The following is a 21344-nucleotide window of genomic DNA, read 5'->3' on the forward strand; positions in this document are numbered from 1 at the left end:
CTACCTTCGATAGTGATCCCTGCCACTATCGCCGCGCATGTCTCCTTTCGCGAATGCCCGATCAACTGCCCGCTAAACCCGCCGCGGCGCTTACCCGGTGATTGCCAGCTCTGGAAAGCACCCCCGCTGATCGGGTCTAAGCGGTTGCGATAAAGCGCATTCACGCTTGGACATGCCGAAAATGTGGTATTTCCGCTATCGCCGGGTCTGACGACATCCCCTTGCGGCCACCCGTCGCTGGGCCGACATGGCGGGGGTGATACCGACCCTTCCCGCCGTCTCGTCGATCGCGCAGACGATCCAATTATCGCTGTCGCCCGTGTTCATGCTGGCGGGAATTGGAGCGTTGCTCAACGTGCTCGCCGGACGGCTGTCGCGCGTGGTCGATCGTACCCGCGCGCTGGAGATGCTCCATTCGCGATCGACGGGTCCCGAGCATGACCGCCATGTCTGGGAGTTGCGGCTGCTCGACCGGCGGATCACGATCATCAACACCGCGCTGTTCCTGGCGGTGACCAGCGCGGTGCTGACCTGCTTGGTCGTCGCGCTGCTGTTCATCGGTACGCTGACCGACCTGCATATCGGGCCGGCGGTGGCGGTGACCTTTATCCTGGCGATGATCGCGCTGACCCTGTCGCTGATGAGCTTCATGATCGAGGTGCGCGTGTCGCTGCGCGCCATCCACGTGCGCGCCGACCTACTTCGCTAGGCGGCCGTCCAGCCCCGGCCCGGCATCGGCGGTCGGCAGGTAACGCGGGGCGACCCTGGCGCGCGACCGCTGTTCATAGGCATAGCCGGCGCCGAGCACCGTCTGGTCGCCATGCGCGGTCGCGACGAAGCTGAGCCCGACGGGCAGGCCGTCCACCATCCCCATCGGCACCGTCAGGTTGGGATAGCCCGCGATCGCCGCCAGGCCCGACGCGCTGGGGCCGTTATACTGGTCGCCGTAAACCGTGTCAGACAGCCAGGCCGCGCCATAGCTGGGCTGGACGAGGATCGTCGCGCCAGCGCCGTTCAGCATCGCGTCGATCCCTTCGACCCCCGCGAGCCGGAGCGACTTGGCGCGCGCGGCTTTGTAGTCGGGGTCGGAAAGCCCCTTGGTCTTTGCCGCCTGCTCGAACAATTCCTGGCCGAAGAACGGCGTCTCGGCGGGGGTGGCGGCGTTGAAGGCGATCACCTGGTCCAGGGTGCGCGTCGTCACGCTGGGCGGCGTGGTCGCGAGGTACAGGTCGAGATCGGCCTTGAGTTCGGTCATGAGCACGGTCAGCTCGGCCTCGCCCAGCCCGTCGAGCTTGGGGCGCTTCACCTCGACGAGCACCGCGCCCGCGCTCCGCAGCACACCGAGCGCCGCGTCGAAGCGCGCAGTCAGGTCGGCGCCCATGTTTTCCGGGCGGTAGACCGCGACGCGCATTCCCGACAGCGCGCTCGCCGACAGGCCCGCCACATAGTCGCGGCGGCGCGCATCGGCCCCGGCGGTTGCGGGATCGGCGGGATCGCTGGCGACCATCGCGCCGAGCATCGCCGCGGCGTCCCGCACCGTCTTGGCCATCGGACCGGGCGTGTCCTGGCTGTGGCTGATCGGGACCACATGAGTGCGGCTGACCAGCCCGAGCGTCGGCTTGAACCCGACCAGCCCGTTGATCGAGGCGGGGCAGACGACCGATCCGTCGGTCTCCGTCCCCACCGCCGCGGCCGCGAGGCTCGCCGCCACCGCCGCGCCCGATCCCGAGGACGAGCCGCAGGCGGTGCGGTCGAGCGCATAGGGGTTGCGGACCAGCCCGCCGACCGCGCTCCAGCCGCTCATCGATTTGTTCGAGCGGATGTTCGCCCATTCGGACAAATTGGTCTTGCCCAGGATCACCGCGCCCGCCGCGCGCAGCAGCGCGACGACGGGGGCGTCGCGGCGGGTGTGGTTGTCCTTGAGCGCGAGCGAGCCCGCCGTGGTCGGCATGTCCAGCGTGTCGATATTGTCCTTGATCAGCACCGGCACGCCGTGGAGCGGCCCGCGCACCCGCCCCGCGCGGCGTTCCGCGTCGAGCGCGCGCGCCTGGGCCAGCGCCTGGGGATTGACCGCGATGATCGAGCGCAATGTCGGCCCGCGCCGGTCGAGCCGGTCGATGCGCTTCAGATAGGCCCGCACCAGATCGACCGAGGTCGCGCGGCGCGCGGTCATCTCCGCCTGGAGCTGGTCGATCGAGCGTTCCTCGACGACGGCGTCGCGGGCATGGGCGACGACGGGAGCGATGACCAGCATCAGTCCGGCTGCTAGATGACGCATCCACTTCTCCATCTCGTGACTCCGGGCTGGTTCTGGGGCCCATCGCCGCACGCGCTCGGCGTGCGGCGAGTCTGCACAACGATGGATGCCGGAACAAGTCCGGCATGACGGACAGAGGTACTGACGGACCGATCATGGGCACCCCGCGTTACCCCCAGATCACCCGCGGAGTTCCTTTTTGCTCGCAATCCTGAAGTTCATCGGCTGGACGCTGCTCGTGCTGTTCGTGGCGGCGGCGCTGCTCGTCACGATCGTGCCGCGTTTCCTCGACCGCGTCTATCACCGAGGGCCGATCACCGACCATTTCGACGGCGAGCATTTCTTCAACCCCGATCGCGACGAGGATACGGTCCGACCGCCCGGCCCCGGCGGGCGGGGCGGCTTCCTCTGGCGCCAGCTCACCGGCAGCGACGGGCGGCCGCCCTGGCCGGCGTCGGTCGCGGTCACCCCCGCCAGGCCCGAGCGCCGCGTCGAGGGCGAGCGCATGGTCGCGACCTGGGTGGGTCATGCCAGCGTGCTGGTGCAGACCAACGGGCTCAACATCCTGACCGACCCGGTGTGGAGCCGCAACGCGGGGCCGTTCGGGCTGGGGCCCAAGCGCGTGGCGGCGCCGGGAATACGGTTCGAGGACCTGCCGCCGATCGACCTCGTGCTCGTCAGCCACAATCATTACGATCACATGGATTTGGCGACGCTCAAGCGTTTGTGGGATCGCGACAGGTCGGTCTTCGTGACAAGTTTAGGCAATGATGCCATCCTTCGCGGGGCAGGTATCCCAGGTAGGTCCGATGTGGACGATGACGAGCGGCGGCCGGGTGTAGTCGCGCTTGATTGGGGCAACGATGTCGTCGTGCAGGGGCGAGACGGGAAGTTGTGGCCTGGCAACGCCGAGGTTGCCACGTCTGGCGCAGCGATCGTGAAAATGACGCGCAATCATCATTGGGGAAGCAGGTGGTTTACTGACCGGAACCGAGCGTTGTGGTCGAGCTTCGTCGTCGACACCCCAAGCGGTAGTATCTTTTTTGCGGGCGATACCGGCATGGGCGACGGGCGTTGGCCGGAAGAGGTGCGTAAAGCTGCTGGGTTTCCGATCCGCCTCGCGTTCATCCCCATCGGCGCGTTCCGCTTCGCGCCCGGACAGATGGCGAGCGGGAGCCATATCGGCCCGGTCGACGCGGTGGAGGTGTTCCGCCGGACGGGCGCGACCACCGCGATCCCGATCCACTGGGGCACGTTCCGCCTGTCCTATGAAGGTTATTACACCCCGCCCCACCTGCTCGCCCATGCGATGCGCGAAACGGGGCAGACGGGGTTCGCCCCCGTCGCGATCGGGGCGCCGTTCCTCGTGCCGCCGCTCGCCGCGCGAGCGCCGGTCGCGCCGGTTCCGCGCGCGGAGCTCCTCCGCCGGCTCGACACGGACGCGGTGCGCGCGCTTCGCTAGTTCCTCCCCTCCCTGGAAAGGTGGGGCTTGGGGGTGGGTGGACGGGATGTGGCCCGACGCCGCACCGGCCCGAGCTGTGCCGCTCGGAGCATCTCGTCGCCGACGTCTTCACGTCCACCCACCCCCGGCCCCTCCCTGTTCCAGGGAGGGGGAGATTCGGTCACCCCATCTTATACGCGCAGAACTTGTTCCCGTCGGGATCGCGGAAATAAGCGCCGTAGAAGCCCATCTCCGCCGGGCCGCGCACGCCGGGGGCGCCCTCGTCGGCGGCGCCCAGCTCCATCGCCTTGGCATGGACCGCGTCGACCCGCGCGCGGTCGTCCATCGCCATTGCGATCATGGTGCCGTTGCCCGCGCTCGCCGTGCCGCCGTCATAGGGCTTGCCGATCCCCAGCATCGGCGTTCCCCGCCCGGTGCCGTAGAAGGTCAGCTTGCGCTCGTCGGGCATCTGCATGAGTCGCTTGCCCCCGACCGCCGCGAACAACCCGTCGTAGAAGGTGAGCGCCCGGTCGATGTCGTTGGTGCCCAGCGTCGCGTAACCGATCATGCCATTCTCTCCCGATGTTATCGTTGGTCAGTTCGCCGCGACGGTCGCGCCGGGCTTGAGCAGGTCGAGCACCGCCGCCACCGTCGCGACCGTGCCCGTCACGATGGCGGGCTCGGGAGCGATCTTGAACTCGGGCGAATGGTGCGAGCCGACCTTGGGGCCGCCGTTCCGGGCCGCGTCGAGCGCCGCCTGGGGCGTGCCGCCGACCCCGAAATAATAGCCTCTGACGCCGTGCTTGGCCTCGACGAAATAGGCGAAATCCTCGGCGCCCATGCCCTCCTGGACGAAGGGCCTGACCCGCTCGGCGCCGAGCGCGCCCGCCACGACCGCGTTGAGGCGGCGGGCGAGCGCCGGGTCGTTGGCGGTCACCGGCGTCCCCTCGGGCACGTCCACGCGCGGCATCTTGTCGGCGGGCATGCCGTTGAGCGTTCCCACGCCCGCCGCGACCCGCTTGATCCCTGCGATCAGCCGCGCGCGCTCCGCCTCGTTATTGGCGCGCACCGTCACCTGGAGCCTGGCCTCGTCGGATATGATATTGTGCTTCAGCCCCGCATGGAACGACCCCACGGTGATAACGCCCGGGTCGAGCGGCTGGCGCTCGCGGCTGATCAACCCCTGAAGCGCGATCACGATCTGCGACGCCATGTACACCGGGTCCTTGCCCTGGTGCGGGCTGGCCCCGTGCGCGCCGATGCCGGGCACGGTGATGTTGACCGAATCCGACGAGGAATATTGGATGCCCTCCGACGCCGATACGATCCCCGCCGCGCCGTCCGCGTCGACATGGAAGGCGACCGCGTAATCCGGTTTGGGGAAGCGGGTGTAGAGGCCGTCGGCGATCATCGCGCGGGCGCCGCCGACGCGCTCCTCGGCGGGCTGGACGATGAACACCACCGTCCCCTTCCAGCGGTCGCGCAGCGCCGCCAGCCGCCGCGCGGTGCCGACCATCGCGGTAATATGGGTGTCGTGGCCGCAGGCGTGCATCACGGGCGCCTCGACCCCATCGACCCCGACCTGACGGACCTTGGACGCGTTCGCCAGCCCCGATTTCTCCTGGACCGGCAGCCCGTCCATGTCCGCGCGTACCAGTACCACCGGCCCCGCGCCATTCCTCAGCACGCCGACGACCCCGGTGCCCCCGACCTTCTCGGTCACGACCATCCCCGACACCTTGCGCAGCTCGGCGGCCATACGGGCGGCGGTCTTCACCTCCTTGAACGACAGCTCCGGATTGCGGTGGAAATGGTCCCACAGCGCGCCGAGGTCGCGGTCGTAATCGGCCTTCACCGCAGCGGCGTAATCGGTTTGGGCATGGACGGGCGCCGACATGAAGGCGGCGGCAAGCAGCAGGTGGCCTGGACGCATGGAAATCTCCCCTTTTGGCGTCAGCCTAACGTCCCGCTCGGGCCGCGTCACCCCCGTCGGGGCTAGTGACGAAAGGGGAACGAAACCCCATATCCCCGCTCATGGCCATCCAGATCCGCACCAGCCTCGCCGAGCCGGAGACGAACGAGGATTTCGTCCCCCACCGCCCCGCGCGCCCCGACAAGGCGGAGGGCGGGCGGCACTTCAAGCTGGTCACCGAATACACCCCCTCGGGCGACCAGCCCGGCGCGATCGCCGAGCTCGTCCAGTCCGCGCGCGCGGGCGAGAAGGATCAGGTGCTGCTCGGCGTCACCGGATCGGGCAAGACCTTCACCGTCGCCAAGGTGATCGAGGAATTGCAGCGCCCCGCGCTGGTGCTTGCCCCCAACAAGATCCTGGCGGCGCAGCTCTACGGCGAGTTCAAGTCGTTCTTCCCCGACAACGCGGTCGAGTATTTCGTCAGCTATTACGATTACTATCAGCCCGAGGCCTATGTGCCGCGGTCGGACACGTACATCGAGAAGGAGTCGTCGATCAACGAGTCGATCGACCGGATGCGCCACTCGGCCACGCGGTCGCTGCTCGAACGCGACGACGTGATCATCGTCGCCTCGGTATCGTGCCTCTACGGCATCGGATCGGTCGAGACCTATTCAGCGATGATCTTCGACCTGAAGAAGGGCCAGAGCGTCGACCAGCGCGAGGTGGTGAGGAAGCTCGTCGCGCTCCAGTACAAGCGCAACGATGCCGCCTTCCAGCGCGGCAATTTCCGCGTCAAGGGCGACACGCTCGAGATCTTTCCTTCGCATTACGAGGATTCGGCGTGGCGCGTTTCCTTCTTCGGCGACGATATCGAGGAGATCGTCGAATTCGACCCGCTGACCGGCAAGAAGAACGCAACGCTCAACACCGTGCGCGTGTACGCCAATTCGCACTATGTCACCCCCGGTCCGACGATGAAGCAGGCGACCGAGGCGATCCGCCACGAACTGACCGAGCGTCTCAAGGAGCTGGAGATCGAGGGCAAATTGCTCGAGCGTCAGCGGCTGGAGCAGCGCACGAATTTCGACCTGGAGATGATCGCCGCGACGGGCAGCTGCAACGGAATCGAGAATTACAGCCGCTTCCTGACCGGGCGCCTGCCGGGCGAGCCGCCGCCGACGCTGTTCGAGTATCTGCCCGAGAATGCGATGCTGTTCGTCGACGAGAGCCATGTGACGATCGGCCAAATCAACGGCATGTCGCGAGGCGATCACCGCCGCAAGCTGACGCTGGCCGAATATGGCTTTCGCCTGCCCTCGGCGATCGACAACCGGCCGCTCCGCTTCAACGAATGGGACGCGATGCGGCCGCAGACCACCTATGTCTCGGCGACGCCGGGGTCGTGGGAGATGGAGCAGACCGGGGGCGTCTTCGCCGAACAGGTGATCCGCCCCACCGGGCTGATCGACCCGCCCATCGAGATCAAGCCCGTCGAGGAACAGGTCCAGGACCTGATCGTCGAGGCGGGCAAGACCACCGCGCTCGGCTATCGCACCCTCGTCACGACGCTGACCAAGCGCATGGCGGAGGACCTGACCGAGTTCATGCACGAGGCGGGTATCAAGGTCCGCTACATGCATAGCGACGTCGAGACGCTGGAGCGCATCGAGCTGATCCGCGACCTGCGGCTGGGCGTGTACGACGTGCTGATCGGCATCAACCTGCTGCGCGAGGGATTGGACATCCCCGAATGCGGGCTGGTCGCGATCCTCGACGCGGACAAGGAGGGGTTCCTGCGGTCGGAGACGTCGCTGATCCAGACGATCGGCCGCGCCGCGCGCAACGTCGACGGGCGCGTGATCCTCTATGCCGACCGTATCACCGGGTCGATGGAGCGCGCGATGCGCGAGACCGGGCGGCGGCGCGAGAAGCAGGAAGCGTACAACCTCGAACATGGCATCACGCCGACGACGATCCGCCGTAACATCGGCGACATCATCGCCCATGTCGCGAGCGGGGATCAGGTCACCGTGCCCATCGACGAGGACCGCCCGCACATGGTCGGCCATAATCTGCGCGCGTACATCGAAGACTTGGAAAAGAAGATGCGGAAAGCCGCGTCCGACCTGGAATTCGAGGAAGCGGGCCGGTTACGCGACGAGATCCGCCAGTTGGAGAATGACGAGCTCGGGCTGCCGACCCACGAGCAGAAGGCGCCGATGATGGGCCGGTCGAACGAGGGCAAGCCGGGGACGCGCAAGACGCGCTACGGCAAGCAGAGCGCAATCCGGGCGGGGCGGCGGGCTGGGGGACGGTAGCTGTTGTAGGGCGGCGCGCTACAACAGTCGCCTAGTATTCCGATGTACTGACGGCGGTAACGACGGGGTTGCGACTATGCCACTGCAGGGTCGAGGAGACCGTCATGATCCGAACTTTGCACGACCCCGAAACCGAACGCATCTGGAATGGCCAGCGCAGCCGCAAGCTGCCGTTCGACATGCAGGCGCGCGCGCTCGACAAGCTGAAGCTGCTCGACGCGGCCGAGTCGCTCGACGACCTCCGTAACCCGCCCGGCAGTCGCCTCCACGCGCTCAAGGATGATCGCGCGGGCCAGCATAGCGTTTCCATCAACAAGCAATGGCGTATATGCTTCATTTGGCGCGATGGAGGCGCGGAGCGTGTCGAGATCACCGATTACCACTGACCCCGACCGGCTGCACAACTCGCACGCGGGCGAGATGCTGTGGCTGGAGTTCATGGAGCCGCTCGGTCTGACGGCCGACGACCTCGCGCGCGAGGTGCATGTGCCCGCTTCGCGCATTGCAACTTTACTGGACGGAACGCGTCGGATCGACGGGGACCTCGATCTGCGCCTGGGTCGCTATTTCCGGATGTCCGAAGGGTTCTTCATGCGCCTTCAGGACAGCTACGAGTTGCTTGAGGCCAGGCGCACATTGAACGGCGAGCTCGACCGCATCCTGCCGCGCGCGGCCTAGCCACGGGAGCCCGGCGCGCTAAGAAGCGTTCCCCACGCGCAACGGGAGAACCACCATCGCCGCCACCTTCATGTTCGCGACGGGTATCGAGAACAGCGTGCCGACCATCGACGGCGGCCGGACGCGCGTCGACCAGATGGAATCGTGCCGCTTCTACGACCGCTGGCGGGAGGATTTCGCGCTCGTGGAGGAGATGGGGATCCAGTATCTCCGCTACGGCCCGCCCATCCACAAGACTTGGGCAGCCGAGGGCCGCTACGACTGGGCGTTCTCCGACGAGACCTTCGCCGAGCTGAAGCGCCGCAACATCGTGCCGATCGTCGACCTGTGCCATTTCGGCGTTCCCGACTGGATCGGCGATTTCCAGAACCCCGATTTTCCTGCGCTGTTCGGCGTCTATGCCGGCGAATTCGCGCGGCGCTATCCCTGGGTGCAGCTCTACACGCCGGTCAACGAGATGTTCATCTGCGCGACCTTTTCCGCGCGTTACGGCTGGTGGAACGAGCAGGGGACGACCGACCGGACCTTCGTCAACGCGTTGAAGAACATCGTCAAGGCGAACGTGCTGGCGATGCGCGGCATCCTGCTGGCGCGGCCCGACGCGATCTTCATCCAGTCGGAGTCGTCCGAATATTTCCATGCGGAAAACCCCGCGGCGATCAAACATGCCGAAGTCTTCAACTCGCAACGCTTCCTGACCCTGGACCTGAATTACGGGCGCCGCGTCGACTCGGAGATGTACGAGTACCTGCTCGACAACGGCATGACGCGCGAGGAATATCACTTCTTCCTCGACAATCGGCTGAAGCAGCACTCGATCCTGGGCAACGATTATTACGTCACCAACGAGCACCGCGTCCGTGCCGACGGGTCGACCACCGCGTCGGGCGAGGTGTTCGGTTACGACGAGATCACCCGCCAATATCACGACCGCTACATGCTCCCGGTGATGCACACCGAGACCAACATGTCCGAAGGCCCGCTGGGCACCGAGGCGGTCGACTGGCTGTGGAAGCAATGGGCCAACGTGCTGCGCGTCCGCAACACGGGCACGCCGATCGTCGGCTTCACCTGGTACTCGCTGACCGACCAGGTCGACTGGGATACGGCGCTGCGCGAGAAGAACGAACGCGTGAACCCGCTCGGCCTCTACGATCTCGACCGCAACATCCGCGCGGTCGGCCGCGCTTACAAGCAGCTCATCGCCGACTGGCGCGACGTATTGCCGACACAGAGCATGTGCCTGTCCGTTCCCGTGGTGACGCCGCACGAGGCCGACGAACCCTGGGCCGAGCTCCAGCGCGCGGTGGCGGGCGAGCGGCTGGGGCACAAGCCCGACACCGCGCCGTCGACCAGCGCGGGCTGAGAGGCGAGCAGCCCCCGCCGTGATTCACCGCGATCGGCTCACCGTGTTTTTCGACGGCGGCTGCAGGCCCAATCCCGGCCCGATCGCGACGGCGGTCGTCCTGCGTGGCCGAACGCATGTCCGCACGGACCTGGGCCCCGGTGACAGCAGCGAGGCGGAGTGGCTGGCGCTGCGCCACGCGGTCGAGCTGGCGGTCGCGGACGGGGCGGCCGACATGCTGTTCGTCGGCGACTCCACCCTCGTCGTCGAGCAGGCGAGCGGGCGCTGGCGCTGCCGGAGCCCGCATTTGCAGCCCCATCTCGCGGTCTTTCAGGATATGATCGCGGCGATCCCACGCTGGCGGTTGAAGCAGGTGCCGCGCTCCAGGAACCTGGCCGGGATCGCGCTGGCGCGACGCCTCGACGCCTGAAAAGGCGGATTGACCCACGCCCCGCCCCCGGCCCAGAGCACCCACAGATGACGAGGATGATCATAATGGCCGACGCGACCACCGGGCTGGAACTGCGGTCCACCATCACCGCCGAGGGGCGGCTCACCCTGTCGCTGGAGGAGGTGGCGGTCGCCGAGCCCGGTCCCGACGAGGTCGTGGTGCGGATCGAGGCGGCGCCCATCAACCCGTCCGACCTGGGGCTGCTGCTCGGCCCCGCCGACCTGGCGACGATGCGTGCGACCGAGGAACCGGACCGCCCGACGCTGACCTTCGACGTGCCCGAGCAAAGGCTGGCGATGGTCGCGGCCCGGATCGGCGAGTCGATGCCGGTCGGCAATGAAGGGGCTGGGACGGTGGTGCGGGCGGGCGCGAATGCCGCGCACCTGCTGGACCGCAAGGTGGGAATGATCGGCGGGGCGATGTACGCGCAGTATCGCCGGATCGCGGCGCGCGATTGCGTTCCGCTGCCGGATGGCGCGAGCGCGGCCGACGGCGCTTCGATGTTCGTCAACCCGCTCACCGCGCTCGGTTTCGTCGAGACGATGCGGCTGGAGGGGCACAAGGCCATCGTCCACACCGCCGCCGCGTCCAATCTGGGACAGATGCTCAATCGCATCTGCCTCGCCGACGGGATCGAGCTGGTGAACATCGTCCGGGGCGCGGCGCAGGGCGCCATCCTGCGCGACATCGGCGCGACCTGGGTGGTCGACAGCAGCGCCGCCGATTTTCAGGAAAAGCTCACGGACGCGGTCGCCGCGACGGGCGCGACGCTCGGCTTCGACGCGGTCGGCGGGGGCAAGCTCGCCGGGCAGATCCTGACCGCGATGGAGACAGCGGCGAACCGCACCGCCGGCGCGTATAGCCGTTACGGATCGACCGTGTTCAAGCAGGTCTACGTCTACGGCTCGCTCGACCTGGGGCCGACGGTGCTCAACCGCGCCTTCGGCATGGCGTGGGGCGTCGGGGGGTGGCTGTTGTTCCCGTTCCTGCAAAAGGCCGGGCCGGAGATCGCCGCGCGGATGCGCCGGCGCGTCGTGGACGAGCTGACCACCACTTTCGCCAGCCGCTACACCGCGACGATCGGCCTGGCCGAGGCGCTCGATCCCCACATCCTCACCGCCTATCAGCGCAAGGCGACGGGCGAGAAATACCTAATCGATCCGACGCGATAAGGAAGCGGGCCGTGGAAGAGGATATCGCGCATCTCGGCCTGGTCGAAGACGATGCGATCGCGGTGGACGCCGCCGCGCTGGAGATCGCGGCGCTCGACCATCCTGGCGTGTCGCTCGACCCCTATATCGACCTGCTGGGCGAGATCACCGAACGGCTGGTGATGCGCGGCGGCGCGGCGGGTTCAGCCGGGGAGCGGGCGGCGGTGTTGGCCGGGGTCGTCGGCGGCGAGTTCGGTTTCACCGGCGACCGGGACAGCTATGACGATCCGGGCAATGCCGACCTGATCCGCGTGATCGACCGTCGCCAGGGGCTGCCGGTCAGCCTGGCAATCCTCTACGTGGCGGCCGCCCGCCGGATGGGCTGGGCGGCCGACGCGCTCAACACGCCGGGCCATGTGCTGGTGCGGATCGGGACGGCGAGCGAGTCGGTGCTGATCGATCCTTTCAACGCGGGCGCGGTGGTCGATCCGGCGCAGCTCGCCGCGCTGTTGGTGCGGATGCTCGGCCCCGGCGCCTCGCCCGCGTCGGAGCATCTGGCGCCACTGTCCAACCGGTCGATCCTGGTACGGCTGCTGATGAACCAGGCGACGCGCGCGGAGGCGGGCGGCAAGGGCGAGCGCGCGCTGGCGCTGTATCGCCGCATGACGCAGGTCGCGCCGTCCAACGGGCACGCCTGGTGGGAGCGGGCACGGCTGGAGCTGGTGCGCGGCGATGTCGGCGATGCGCGGTCAAGCCTGAGCGCGATGCTGGAGGTGACGCGCGACCCGGGCCTGCGCGCGCATATCTTCGCGGCGCTCGACGCGCTGTCGGGCGGGAGTGGCTGAACCGAGTCAGCCGCCGAGCAGCCCGCGCATCCCGATCGCGTTGGCGGTGGCCGCGCCCGACGCGGTGTTGTCGAACACGCACCAGCGCCGGCCCCCTTCGGCGCGAAGCGTCCCGGCCAGCGCCCGCAACGCGTCCTCGTCATAGGGCGAGTGGTAGACGCGCGGCGCACCGTGGAGCCGGTGATAGCACAGCCCCGCCCACCCGCCGGGCCGTTCGGCGCCCGGCGCGACCAGCGGATGCGCCGCGACACGCGCGACGCGCCGGCCGGCGAGACAGGCCTCCGCCTGGTCGGTGAACCAGCTGGGGTGGCGCGGCTCGCAGGCGAGGCTCGCGGACACCCGCGCGCGCAACGCGGCGAAGAACGCGTCCGCCACCGCCGCGTCGAAGGCGAGGCTCGGGGGCAGCTGGACCAGCACCACGTTCAGCTTCCCGCCCAGTTCCGCCGTCTCGGCCGCAAAGGCGTCGAGCGGTTCCTCCGCGCCGACCAGGCGGCGCTGGTGGGTGATCGCTCCCGGCAGCTTGACCGCGAAGCGGAAGGCAGGCGGCACCGCGTCGGCCCAGCGCCGCCAAGTGGCGAGCCGGTGCGGCCGGTAGAAGGAGGAATTGATCTCGACCCCCGGCAACACGCGCGCATAGCGCTCCAGATGCGACCCCTCGCCGGGGAAGTCGGGCGCGCAGGCGGACGGGATCGACCAGCCCGCCGTCGCCACGATGATGTCGGGCGCCACGCTCACCTCATCGCCGATCCGGGCGGGGGCGCGAGGATCGTCGCCCGCTCCCCTGCGTCCTCTCAGCCCTGAGGCGCCGCCACCGGATGGCCGGCATCGACGCCGGCCTCGTCCCGGGCACGGTCGCAGCAATCCGCGCCTTCCTTGCAGCACGCCATGTCGGCGCAGCAATCCGCCGCCACCGCGCCGGCGGCGGTCGAAAGGGTCAGCGCGAGCGCCGCGCCGATGAGCTTGAACTTGGTCATCACGATCTCCGCGAAGCGACGATATGGGGTCACTCTACGCCCGCCCGCGCCCGACCGCAATCGGGCGCGGGCGCATGGCCATGGTCGCGCGCGGCCGCTCCAGCGCCTAAGGCTTCCCGCCCGTCCCGACGCGAGGAGGAACCCGATGCCGACCATCATTACCGTCGACGACCCCGGCGATCCGCGGATCGAAGCGTATCGCGACATTCGCGAACGCGACCTGGTGGGCCGCGACGGCCTGTTCGTGGCGGAGGGCAAGGTGGTGCTGGAGAAGCTGGTCGACAGCATCGTCTTTCGTCCGCTGTCGCTGCTGGTCGCGGCCAAGCGCCTCCCCGCGCTGGCGCCGCTGCTCGCGCGGCTGGCGGACGACGTGCCCGTCTTCGCGGCGGGGCAGCCCGTAATGGACGCGGTCGCGGGCTTCCCGCTTCACCGGGGTATCCTGGCGATCGGGCGCCGGCCTGAGCGCCCGACGGCCGACACGCTGCTCGCGGGGCTGAGGGGGGACGCCGACGTGCTGCTGCTGTCGGCCATCGCCAATCATGACAATATGGGTGGCATCTTCCGCAACGCCGCCGCCTTCGGGATACGGGCGGTGCTGCTCGACGCCGATTGCTGCGACCCGCTCTACCGCAAGGCGATCCGCGTGTCGGTGGGCGCCGCCCTCCTCGTCCCCTTTGCGCGCATCGGTCGCGGGGAGGACCCGCTCGCGCTGCTCGAACGCCACGACTTCGCGCCGGTCGCGCTCAGCCCGGCGGGTGCGCTGCCCTTGTCGGCGTTCAGGCCGGAGCCGCGCAACGCCGTGCTGCTGGGGGCGGAGGGGCCGGGCCTGTCGCCCGACCTGCTGGGCCGCGCGACCAGCGTGAGGATCGCGATGGCGGACGGGTTCGACTCCCTCAACGTCGCGACGACGAGCGGCATCGTCGCGCATCACCTCGCGACCGGCCGCGCCCCCTCACGGGGCGCGGATCACCACCAGGTCGCGTAGAGCGCGATCAGGATCAGCACGACGCCGATGCTCGCGATGTTGAACCCCATCGGCGTCCCGAAGCCGACATCGTCGGTACGGATACGGTTCGCCTCCGCCCCCGCCGGCCGCGCGAGCGAGATCGCGATCGCCAGCGCCAGGCTGATCAGGAACACCAGCCCCATGCGGTTCATGAAGGGAATGTCGGGCGCGAACTGCCGGAACAGATAGCTCAGCACCACCGACGCCACCGCGGCGGCGATCGCGCCCGGCTCGCTCGCGCGCTTCCAGAACAGGCCCAGCAGGAAGATGACGGTGATGCCCGGCGTGAAGAAGCCCGAGAATTCCTGGATGAACTGGAACGCCTGGTCCGACTGGCCGATCAACGGCCGCGCCGCGAGGATCGCGATGCCGATCGCCGCCGCCGCCGCGATCCGCCCGACCAGCACCAGATGCTTTTCGCTCGCCGCGCGGATGTCGGCGCCGCGCCGGTCCTCCGCGCGCGTGGGCAGGCCCCTGGCCTTGGCGTAGAGGTCGAGCGTGAAGATGGTCGCGATCGAATTGATCTTGGACGCGGTCGACGCGATGATCGCGGCGACCAGCGCGGAGAAGACGAGCCCCAGCAGTCCCGAGGGCAGATAGCGCATCATCGTCGGATAGGCCTGGTCGGGCTTGGCGAGATCGGGGGCGAGCACCACCGCCGCGATGCCCGGCAGCACGATGATGACGGGCATCAGCAGCTTCAGATAGGCCGCGAACACCACGCCCTTCTGCGCCTCGGCCAGGTTCTTGGCCGCCAGCGCGCGCTGGATGATATACTGGTTGAACCCCCAATAGCTCAGATTGGCGATCCACATCCCGCCGATCAGCACCGACAGCCCCGGCAGGTCCTTGTAGAAGGGGTTGTCGGGCGACAGGATCATGTCGAACTTCTCGGGCACGCGGTCGGCGAGCACCCCGAAGCCCGCGAGCACGCCCCGATCGCCGCCGATCTCGTTCAGCGTCAGCCCCGACACGATCAGCCCGCCCATCACCAGCAGCGTGACCTGGACGATGTCGGTCAGGGCGACCGCCTTGAGCCCGCCCTTGATCTGGTAGAGCAGCGCGAACACGCCCAGCCCGATCAGCGCGACGTCCTGGTCGACGCCCGCCACCTGGTTGACCGCGATCGACCCCAGCCAGATGATCGAGGTGAGGTTCACGAAGATGTAGAGCGCGAGCCAGAATACCGCCATCAGCGTGCGGATGGAGGGGCCGTACCGCTGTTCCAGGAACTGCGGCATCGTGTAGATCTCGTTGCGCAGGAAGATCGGCAGGAAATATTTGCCGACGATCAGCAGCGTCAGCGCCGCCATCCACTCATAGGAGGCGATGGCCAGCCCGACGGCGTAGCCCGACCCGGCCATGCCGACGATCTGTTCGGCGGAGATGTTGGCCGCGATCAACGACGTGCCGATCGCCCACCAGGGGAGCGACTTGGACGCCAGGAAATAGTCGGACGTGTCCTTCTGGTGACCCGCCTTGTCGCGTGACACCCATTGCGCCAGCGCGAAGATGCCGATCGCATAGGCGACCACCACGGCCAGATCGAGCCCGGACAAGCCCATCGACGACACCCCCTATCGACACGATGCGCGCGCTCGTGGCTTCGGGATTCGAGTTATCCTATTGCGCTCGCCTGTCCAGCATCGCGGAACGTGGAGGCTGCATGATCGATCGAGCGGAGCGCCCGGGCGAGATCACGCAATTCGAGCCGCATTTCGACCGCTTCCGCCCGCCGGTCGGCGACCGCCGGCGCGAGCGGCCGGGGGCCGGCGCGTGAGGAGCCGCGTCAGGCTACGGTGCGACGCAATCGCGCGAGAACGTCGGGGTCGTTGATCCGGCGGTAGCGCGCCTCGACCAGGCTGAAGATGCCGAACATCACGAAGCCCGCGGCCACCAGCAGCCGCAGCCATTCGGGCATAGCGTCGAGCGCCTGTTCGGTCCCGCCCGCCTGGGAGGACTGGCTCTCCCGGCCGGCCCGCCAGGTGAACAGCGCGACGAGCACGAACACCGTCCCGCGCGCCAGATAACCCGCGCGACCGACCCAGGCGGCCCAGGGCTGCCGCGCCGCCTGCGGATCGAGATGCTTCAGGAAGCCGAGCTTCACCGCGCTGACCAGCTGATACACCCCGACGCCCAGCAGCACGGCGGCGACCAGGAGCAACGCCGCCGCCCCGCCGGGAAAGGACAGGGCGGCCGAGGCGCCGCGTTCCGCGACATCGCCGCCGCCGCCTCCCGTGCCGGTGATCAGGCGCACCGCGACCAGCGCGAGCGCGAGGTGGACGACCCCCGACACCGCGCCGCCCACGCGCTTGGCGACGCCCTTCGCGTCCGATCCATGCCCCTCGCTGTCGATCGCCGCCTCGGACAGGCGCCACAATCCATAGGCGAGAAAGCCCAAAGCCATGATGGCGAGGACGATCCGGCCGCCCGCGCCCTCGATGAACGACAGGGCGTCGCCATTGTCCGACGTCCGGCCCAGCCGGAGCGTCAGATAGCCCACCGCCATGTACAGCACGCCGCGCGCGGCGAAGCCCAGGCGCGCGGCGGGTTCCAGCAATTTGGGACTTGGCATGGTCGATTTTCTCCGAATGCCGATCAACCGTTTCGCGGGCGCATCGTTCCGGGTCAGGCGCTCCAGGCGTCCGCCGCCTCCTCCTGCGCGATCAGCGCCAGGCCGTGCGCGATCGAGGTCAGCTCGCCGCCCGCAATGATCCGATCCTGGCCGAAGCGCGCCGTGAACACCGATCGCACCGCCGGCACCAGCGAGCTGCCGCCCGTCAGGAACACGCGGTCGATCGCGCCCTCCCCTACCCCCGCATTCGCCAGCGCGCCGTCGACGGTGGCGGCGATGCGGGCGATGTCGGGGGCGATCCACGCCTCGAACTCGGCCCGCGTCACCGGCGCCTCGATCTCGACCCCCGCTCCCGAGAAACGGAAGTCGGCCGCGTCGCGCTCTGACAGGCTGCGCTTGAGCCGCCCGACCGCGTCGTAGAGCGGAAAGCCGAGCTCGTTCTCGATCATCGCGATCATCCGCGCGATCGCTTGCGGGTCGACCGCGCTCCGGCGCAGCCGGTCGAGCTCGCCCAGCGTCCGGCGATTGCGCATCAGCGCCAGCCTGGACCAGTCGGCGAACTCCGCGAAATAGCCGCCGGGTATTTCCAGCAGCTTGTCGAACGACCGATAAAGCCCGCCCTTGCCCAGCATCGGCAGCACCAGCCGGTCGACGATGCGCTGGTCGAACCGGTCTCCCGCCAGCCCGATCCCCGCATGGCCGAGCGGCACGCAGCGCCCCGCCGCGCCCAGCGCTCCGACGCGGACGACGGAGAAGTCGCTGGTGCCGCCGCCGAAATCCGCGACCAGGATCGTCGCGGCCTCGGTCAGCCGCGACGCATAGCTGAACGCGGCGGCCAGGGGCTCGAAGACGTAATGCACCTCGCGGGCGAAGCCGGCGAACATCGCGTCGTAGCGCCGGCGGGCGAGCGCGGCGTCGGGCCGGGCGCCCGCATATTCGACCGGCCGGCCGACGACCAGGCGGTCGAGCCGGTCGAGCGCCCCGCCGGCATGCCCGACGAGCTTGTCCAGGAACAGCCGACCCAGCTCCTCGAACCGGAAGCGCTTCTCGAATACCGACGCGGTGTCGAAGGACGGGCTCGCCGCGACCGACTTGAACGACTGGAGAAAGCGGCTGTTGGTGGGATATTCCAGATATTCGCGGATTGCGGCGGGTCCCGCCTCGACCGCCAGCCCGCCGCGCACATCCTCGTCGTGCCAGAAGCACAGCGCCGACCGGAAGACCTCGTCCACGCCGAGCCGGACCAGCCGCGGTGGGCCGCCGCCACCGCTATCGTCGGCGATGGCGGCGACGCTGTTGGTCGTCCCGAAATCCAGGCCGGCCACCCGGCTCATGCGCATGTCGTCCATTCGCCGAACAGGTCCCGATCATCGGTAGCGGCCAAGTGCCACCCCCTCGCACGACCGCTAGGTCGCCGTCATGCCCCGACGGACCGTCAGCGCCGCCGTCCCGCGCGACATCGGCCGCCCCGCCCCCTTCGCCGCGTCGCGGCCGCTGGTCGTCGAGGAACCGACGCTCGTCCCGCCCGGTCGGGGCGAGGTGTGCGTGCGGATCGCGGCGGCCGGCAAGGCGGTGCGGCAGGTGATCGCCTTCTAACGCCCCGCTCAGACCCCCGCCTGGGCCGCCGGGCGTTCGCGCATCGCCGCAGCCCAGCGCGCGACGTTGGCCAGTTCCTCGGCCGGCCGGAACTTCACCATGCGCGAGAAGTCGAGCCCGGTGATCGCGACGATGTCGGCCATCATCACCCGCTCGCCGGCGATGAACGGTGTTTCGCCCAGCCGCCGGTCGAACACCGCCAGCGCGTGCTCCGCACCCTCGCGGTTGCGCGCCGCGATCGCGGGCACCTGCGTCTCGATTGCGGCGAGTGCGGGATGGCCGTGGCGGACCGCCATCATCAGCGGCGTGGACAGCATCATCTCCGCCCGCCGCGTCCACATCTCGATCACCGCGACCTCCCTGGCGTCGCGGCCGAACATGTTGGGCTCGGGATAGACGCTTTCGAGGTAGCGGCAGATCGCGACCGATTCGGTGATCGTCGTGCCGTCGCCCAGGTCGAGCGCGGGGACGTTGGGCAGCCCGGCGCGCGCAACATAATCGGGCGCGCGGTGATCGCCCGCGAAGATGTCGACCTCCACCAGCGCGATGTCCTCGATCCCCTTCTCCGCCATGAACCAGCGGACGCGGCGCGGATTGGGGGCGCGGCGGCTGTCGTACAGCGTCATGCTCATGTCGCGGACTTCCCCTCGGGCGCGGCGAGCTTGTCCTGCGTCCGCAGGTCGAAATCGCTCGGGTCGTGGCGCTCGTGGAGCTGGCTCGCGGGATCGCCCATGACCCGGTTGACCATCCGCCCGCGCTTCACCGCCTCCCGCGCACCGATCAGGTCCGCCCAGCGATTCACATGGGCATATTCATGGACCTGCAGGAAATCGCCGCCCTCGTAGAGCAGCCCCTTGGCCATCGCGCCGTACCAGGGCCAGTTGGCGATGTCGGCGATCGTGTAATCGGCCCCGCCCAGATATTCGTGTTCCGCCAGCCGCCGGTCGAGCACGTCGAGCTGGCGCTTCACCTCCATCGCGAAGCGGTCGATCGCATATTCGATCTTCACGGGCGCATAGGCGTAGAAATGGCCGAAGCCGCCGCCCAGATAGGGCGCGCTGCCCATCTGCCAGAACAGCCAGGACAGGCATTCCGCGCGCGCCGCGCCCCCGCTCGGCAGGAAGGCGCCGAACTTCTCCGCCAGATACAGCAGGATCGCGCCCGATTCGAACACCCGCACCGGTTCGGACCCGCCGCGGTCGACCAGCGCCGGGATCTTCGAATTGGGGTTGGCCGCGACGAAGCCGCTGCCGAACTGGTCGCCGTCCTGGATGCGGATCAGCCAGGCGTCGTATTCGGCGCCGGCGTGACCGGCGGCGAGCAGCTCTTCGAGCATCACCGTCACCTTCACCCCATTGGGGGTGCCGAGCGAATAAAGCTGGAGCGGATGCCGGCCGACGGGCAGCTCCTTGTCGTGCGTCGCGCCCGCGACCGGGCGGTTGATGGCGGCGAAGCGCCCGCCCGCCTGCTTGTTCCACCTCCAGATATCGGGGGGCGTATAGTCGTCGGCCATGGTCGGATTCCCTTGGTGATGGAGCTGTCGGTGCGCCCGGCGGAGGCCAGGGTCAACGCCGTGGATCGACGAAGCGGACACAGCCTTCCCTCGCTGCTCGGTGCGATCTCACACCATGTGCCCCCGCCCGGTCGCCCGGACAGGCGAAGTGTACGATCGATGCGCCACTCGCGCTTGGTGCGGCTCAGCAGCCCGCGCGTTCGATGCCGCGGCAAAATCGGCCCCGCGACGCGGCCGGACGCCGTGTCGATCAGACATCTGTCGTTCGAGTCCGCCGATCATGTCCTTGCCGGAACAATTTCGCCGCTGATATGTACATTTGCCTTGATGGTGAAGTCTGTAAAGATCATTGGACAAGCCCGTGCTGCGAGCAGAAAGTATCGGCGCTTGACCGGTTCAGCAGCGGAGAGGAGCAGATGATGCATTTGGTATCGACGACTCGTTTTGGAAAACTGACTTTGTGCCTGGCGGTTTCCACGCTGGCGTTGACGGCCTGTTCGAAGAAAGCCGACGAGGCCGACACGACGGCAGCCACGACCACGACCACGACCGGCACCGAGGTCGCGTCCACCACCACCGCACCGGCCGCGGCGCCCGCCGCCGCCGCTGCGCCCGCGGTCGATAATGTCGATACGATCAGTGGGGTGAAATATGCCAGCTACACCGGCGATGCGGCCAAGGGGAAAGTCGACTTCCTGACGTGCCAGACCTGTCATGCGGTCGAGGCCGGCGTGAACAAGATCGGGCCGTCGCTGCACGCGGTCGTCGGCCGCACGGCCGGTACGATCGCGGGCTATACCTATTCCCCCGCGAACAAGAACAGCGGCATCACCTGGACGCCCGAAAAGCTGTTCCAGTATCTCGAAAAGCCGCAACGGATCGTGCCGGGCACGAAGATGACCTATGCCGGCATGTCCGATCCGCAGAAGCGGGCCAACGTGATCGCCTATCTGCAGACGAATTCCTGAACCACCGACAGACCCGGCCCGGCGGTGTCAGCCGTCGGGCCGGGTAGTTCCGCGCGCCAGGTCGACGAGGTGGACCGGAAACGACAGCAGCAAGGGCAGCGCGATCCAGTACCAGTCCAGGTCGACCAAGGCGGCCCGTAGCGCCGCGAGCATCAACGCGCCGGGGCCGAGCCGCAACAGGGCGTAGGGTATAGGCCACCCGCGTCGCGCGACCAGCCACCCCAGTTCGGCCACGAGCACCGCCAGCACGATATCGACCGCATGACCGCTGGCGAACAGCCAGGTCATCGCACGGTCGACCGCCGCCGGAT

23 protein-coding genes are annotated in these 21344 nt (G+C 68.5%); 12 read left to right on the forward strand and 11 right to left on the reverse strand.

Features of this window, described 5'->3' with window-relative positions:
* The first annotated feature begins 259 nt into the window (after positions 1–259).
* Positions 260–709 carry a DUF2721 domain-containing protein gene (locus VF592_RS05880; RefSeq protein WP_331004806.1) on the forward strand — a complete coding sequence of 150 codons (450 nt, stop codon included), beginning with the start codon at positions 260–262 and terminating at the stop codon, positions 707–709.
* Here the strand turns inward: VF592_RS05880 and VF592_RS05885 are convergent.
* Positions 698–2278: an amidase gene (locus VF592_RS05885; protein WP_414714161.1), complete on the reverse strand. Its 1581-nt coding sequence runs from the start codon at positions 2276–2278 to the stop codon at positions 698–700. The genes VF592_RS05880 and VF592_RS05885 overlap by 12 nt on opposite strands.
* Before the next feature lie 187 nt (positions 2279–2465).
* Here VF592_RS05885 and VF592_RS05890 point away from each other — a divergent pair, with 187 nt between their 5' ends.
* A complete protein-coding gene (locus VF592_RS05890; RefSeq protein WP_414714166.1) occupies positions 2466–3719 on the forward strand; it encodes an MBL fold metallo-hydrolase in 1254 nt (417 codons plus the stop codon).
* A 160-nt stretch (positions 3720–3879) separates the two neighbouring features.
* Here the strand turns inward: VF592_RS05890 and VF592_RS05895 are convergent, their stop codons facing one another.
* Both VF592_RS05895 and VF592_RS05900 read right to left on the reverse strand, forming a co-directional pair.
* Positions 3880–4266, reverse strand: a complete 387-nt coding sequence (locus VF592_RS05895) for a VOC family protein (protein ID WP_331004686.1) — start codon at positions 4264–4266, stop codon at positions 3880–3882.
* A 27-nt stretch (positions 4267–4293) separates the two neighbouring features.
* Positions 4294–5631 carry an amidohydrolase gene (locus VF592_RS05900; protein ID WP_331004687.1) on the reverse strand — a complete coding sequence of 446 codons (1338 nt, stop codon included), beginning with the start codon at positions 5629–5631 and terminating at the stop codon, positions 4294–4296.
* Positions 5632–5732: 101 nt separating this feature from the next.
* On the opposite strand from VF592_RS05900, the gene uvrB reads away from it, so the two are divergent.
* The 7 genes from uvrB to VF592_RS05935 all read left to right on the forward strand — a co-directional run bounded on the left by uvrB (position 5733) and on the right by VF592_RS05935 (position 12401).
* Positions 5733–7931, forward strand: coding sequence for an excinuclease ABC subunit UvrB (gene uvrB / locus VF592_RS05905; protein WP_331004688.1), 2199 nt, complete (start codon positions 5733–5735; stop codon positions 7929–7931).
* A gap of 104 nt (positions 7932–8035) precedes the next feature.
* Positions 8036–8317: a type II toxin-antitoxin system RelE/ParE family toxin gene (locus VF592_RS05910; protein ID WP_331004689.1), complete on the forward strand. Its 282-nt coding sequence runs from the start codon at positions 8036–8038 to the stop codon at positions 8315–8317.
* Entirely contained in the window at positions 8292–8609 is a 318-nt protein-coding gene (locus VF592_RS05915) for a HigA family addiction module antitoxin (RefSeq protein WP_331004690.1), read from the forward strand. The genes VF592_RS05910 and VF592_RS05915 overlap by 26 nt, the downstream gene beginning before the upstream one ends.
* 70 nt (positions 8610–8679) lie before the next feature.
* A complete protein-coding gene (locus tag VF592_RS05920; RefSeq protein WP_331004691.1) occupies positions 8680–9975 on the forward strand; it encodes a family 1 glycosylhydrolase in 1296 nt (431 codons plus the stop codon).
* Between the two features lie 43 nt (positions 9976–10018).
* Positions 10019–10384 (forward strand): ribonuclease HI family protein, encoded by a 366-nt coding sequence (locus VF592_RS05925; protein ID WP_331004692.1) that lies wholly within the window; start codon positions 10019–10021, stop codon positions 10382–10384.
* Positions 10385–10449: 65 nt separating this feature from the next.
* Positions 10450–11577: a zinc-binding dehydrogenase gene (locus VF592_RS05930; protein WP_331004693.1), complete on the forward strand. Its 1128-nt coding sequence runs from the start codon at positions 10450–10452 to the stop codon at positions 11575–11577.
* 11 nt (positions 11578–11588) lie between these two features.
* Positions 11589–12401 carry a transglutaminase-like domain-containing protein gene (locus VF592_RS05935; RefSeq protein WP_331004694.1) on the forward strand — a complete coding sequence of 271 codons (813 nt, stop codon included), beginning with the start codon at positions 11589–11591 and terminating at the stop codon, positions 12399–12401.
* Between the two features lie 6 nt (positions 12402–12407).
* Here the strand turns inward: VF592_RS05935 and VF592_RS05940 are convergent, their stop codons facing one another.
* Positions 12408–13136 carry a DUF72 domain-containing protein gene (locus VF592_RS05940; protein ID WP_331004695.1) on the reverse strand — a complete coding sequence of 243 codons (729 nt, stop codon included), beginning with the start codon at positions 13134–13136 and terminating at the stop codon, positions 12408–12410.
* A 56-nt stretch (positions 13137–13192) separates the two neighbouring features.
* Positions 13193–13408, reverse strand: a complete 216-nt coding sequence (locus VF592_RS05945) for a hypothetical protein (protein ID WP_331004696.1) — start codon at positions 13406–13408, stop codon at positions 13193–13195.
* Between the two features lie 112 nt (positions 13409–13520).
* Here VF592_RS05945 and VF592_RS05950 point away from each other — a divergent pair, with 112 nt between their 5' ends.
* Positions 13521–14360, forward strand: a complete 840-nt coding sequence (locus VF592_RS05950) for an RNA methyltransferase (protein ID WP_331004697.1) — start codon at positions 13521–13523, stop codon at positions 14358–14360.
* On the opposite strand, the gene VF592_RS05955 is transcribed toward VF592_RS05950, so the two are convergent.
* From VF592_RS05955 to VF592_RS05965, 3 genes are all read right to left on the reverse strand, one after another.
* Entirely contained in the window at positions 14342–15946 is a 1605-nt protein-coding gene (locus VF592_RS05955; protein ID WP_331004698.1) for a sodium/sugar symporter, read from the reverse strand. The genes VF592_RS05950 and VF592_RS05955 overlap by 19 nt on opposite strands.
* 224 nt (positions 15947–16170) lie before the next feature.
* Positions 16171–16956 carry a DUF1206 domain-containing protein gene (locus VF592_RS05960; RefSeq protein WP_331004699.1) on the reverse strand — a complete coding sequence of 262 codons (786 nt, stop codon included), beginning with the start codon at positions 16954–16956 and terminating at the stop codon, positions 16171–16173.
* Positions 16957–17009: 53 nt separating this feature from the next.
* The gene (locus tag VF592_RS05965) at positions 17010–18305 is read right to left on the reverse strand and encodes an Hsp70 family protein (protein ID WP_331004700.1); all 1296 of its coding nucleotides are present in this window, start codon (positions 18303–18305) and stop codon (positions 17010–17012) included.
* 70 nt (positions 18306–18375) lie between these two features.
* Between VF592_RS05965 and VF592_RS05970 the strand changes: the two genes are divergently transcribed.
* Entirely contained in the window at positions 18376–18552 is a 177-nt protein-coding gene (locus VF592_RS05970) for a hypothetical protein (protein WP_331004701.1), read from the forward strand.
* An 8-nt stretch (positions 18553–18560) separates the two neighbouring features.
* On the opposite strand, the gene VF592_RS05975 is transcribed toward VF592_RS05970, so the two are convergent.
* The gene (locus VF592_RS05975; RefSeq protein ID WP_331004702.1) at positions 18561–19184 is read right to left on the reverse strand and encodes a glutathione S-transferase; all 624 of its coding nucleotides are present in this window, start codon (positions 19182–19184) and stop codon (positions 18561–18563) included.
* Positions 19181–20065: a glutathione-dependent disulfide-bond oxidoreductase gene (yghU, locus tag VF592_RS05980; RefSeq protein ID WP_331004703.1), complete on the reverse strand. Its 885-nt coding sequence runs from the start codon at positions 20063–20065 to the stop codon at positions 19181–19183. The genes VF592_RS05975 and yghU overlap by 4 nt, the downstream gene beginning before the upstream one ends.
* 311 nt (positions 20066–20376) lie before the next feature.
* On the opposite strand from yghU, the gene VF592_RS05985 reads away from it, so the two are divergent.
* Positions 20377–21033, forward strand: coding sequence for a cytochrome c family protein (locus VF592_RS05985; protein ID WP_331004704.1), 657 nt, complete (start codon positions 20377–20379; stop codon positions 21031–21033).
* 27 nt (positions 21034–21060) lie between these two features.
* Here the strand turns inward: VF592_RS05985 and VF592_RS05990 are convergent, their stop codons facing one another.
* On the reverse strand, positions 21061–21321 hold the full coding sequence (locus VF592_RS05990) for a hypothetical protein (protein WP_331004705.1): 261 nt from the start codon (positions 21319–21321) through the stop codon (positions 21061–21063).
* Positions 21322–21344 lie beyond the last annotated feature (23 nt).

Source organism: Sphingomonas sp., from assembly GCF_036388435.1.
In the GTDB taxonomy this organism is placed as follows: Bacteria; Pseudomonadota; Alphaproteobacteria; order Sphingomonadales; family Sphingomonadaceae; genus Sphingomonas.

What these genes read in the sequence shown, in the direction of transcription:
- VF592_RS05910 (WP_331004689.1), top strand. Translation starts at nt 8,036, where the DNA reads ATGATCCGAACTTTGCACGACCCCGAAACCGAACGCATCTGGAATGGC.
- VF592_RS05970 (WP_331004701.1), top strand. Translation starts at nt 18,376, where the DNA reads ATGCCCCGACGGACCGTCAGCGCCGCCGTCCCGCGCGACATCGGCCGC.
- VF592_RS05985 (WP_331004704.1), top strand. Translation starts at nt 20,377, where the DNA reads ATGTACATTTGCCTTGATGGTGAAGTCTGTAAAGATCATTGGACAAGC.
- VF592_RS05975 (WP_331004702.1), bottom strand. Translation starts at nt 19,184, where the DNA reads ATGAGCATGACGCTGTACGACAGCCGCCGCGCCCCCAATCCGCGCCGC.
- VF592_RS05930 (WP_331004693.1), top strand. Translation starts at nt 10,450, where the DNA reads ATGGCCGACGCGACCACCGGGCTGGAACTGCGGTCCACCATCACCGCC.
- VF592_RS05960 (WP_331004699.1), bottom strand. Translation starts at nt 16,956, where the DNA reads ATGCCAAGTCCCAAATTGCTGGAACCCGCCGCGCGCCTGGGCTTCGCC.
- VF592_RS05920 (WP_331004691.1), top strand. Translation starts at nt 8,680, where the DNA reads ATGTTCGCGACGGGTATCGAGAACAGCGTGCCGACCATCGACGGCGGC.
- VF592_RS05950 (WP_331004697.1), top strand. Translation starts at nt 13,521, where the DNA reads ATGCCGACCATCATTACCGTCGACGACCCCGGCGATCCGCGGATCGAA.
- VF592_RS05895 (WP_331004686.1), bottom strand. Translation starts at nt 4,266, where the DNA reads ATGATCGGTTACGCGACGCTGGGCACCAACGACATCGACCGGGCGCTC.
- VF592_RS05900 (WP_331004687.1), bottom strand. Translation starts at nt 5,631, where the DNA reads ATGCGTCCAGGCCACCTGCTGCTTGCCGCCGCCTTCATGTCGGCGCCC.
- uvrB (WP_331004688.1), top strand. Translation starts at nt 5,733, where the DNA reads ATGGCCATCCAGATCCGCACCAGCCTCGCCGAGCCGGAGACGAACGAG.
- VF592_RS05955 (WP_331004698.1), bottom strand. Translation starts at nt 15,946, where the DNA reads ATGGGCTTGTCCGGGCTCGATCTGGCCGTGGTGGTCGCCTATGCGATC.
- VF592_RS05965 (WP_331004700.1), bottom strand. Translation starts at nt 18,305, where the DNA reads ATGGACGACATGCGCATGAGCCGGGTGGCCGGCCTGGATTTCGGGACG.
- VF592_RS05990 (WP_331004705.1), bottom strand. Translation starts at nt 21,321, where the DNA reads ATGACCTGGCTGTTCGCCAGCGGTCATGCGGTCGATATCGTGCTGGCG.
- yghU (WP_331004703.1), bottom strand. Translation starts at nt 20,065, where the DNA reads ATGGCCGACGACTATACGCCCCCCGATATCTGGAGGTGGAACAAGCAG.
- VF592_RS05885 (WP_414714161.1), bottom strand. Translation starts at nt 2,278, where the DNA reads ATGCGTCATCTAGCAGCCGGACTGATGCTGGTCATCGCTCCCGTCGTC.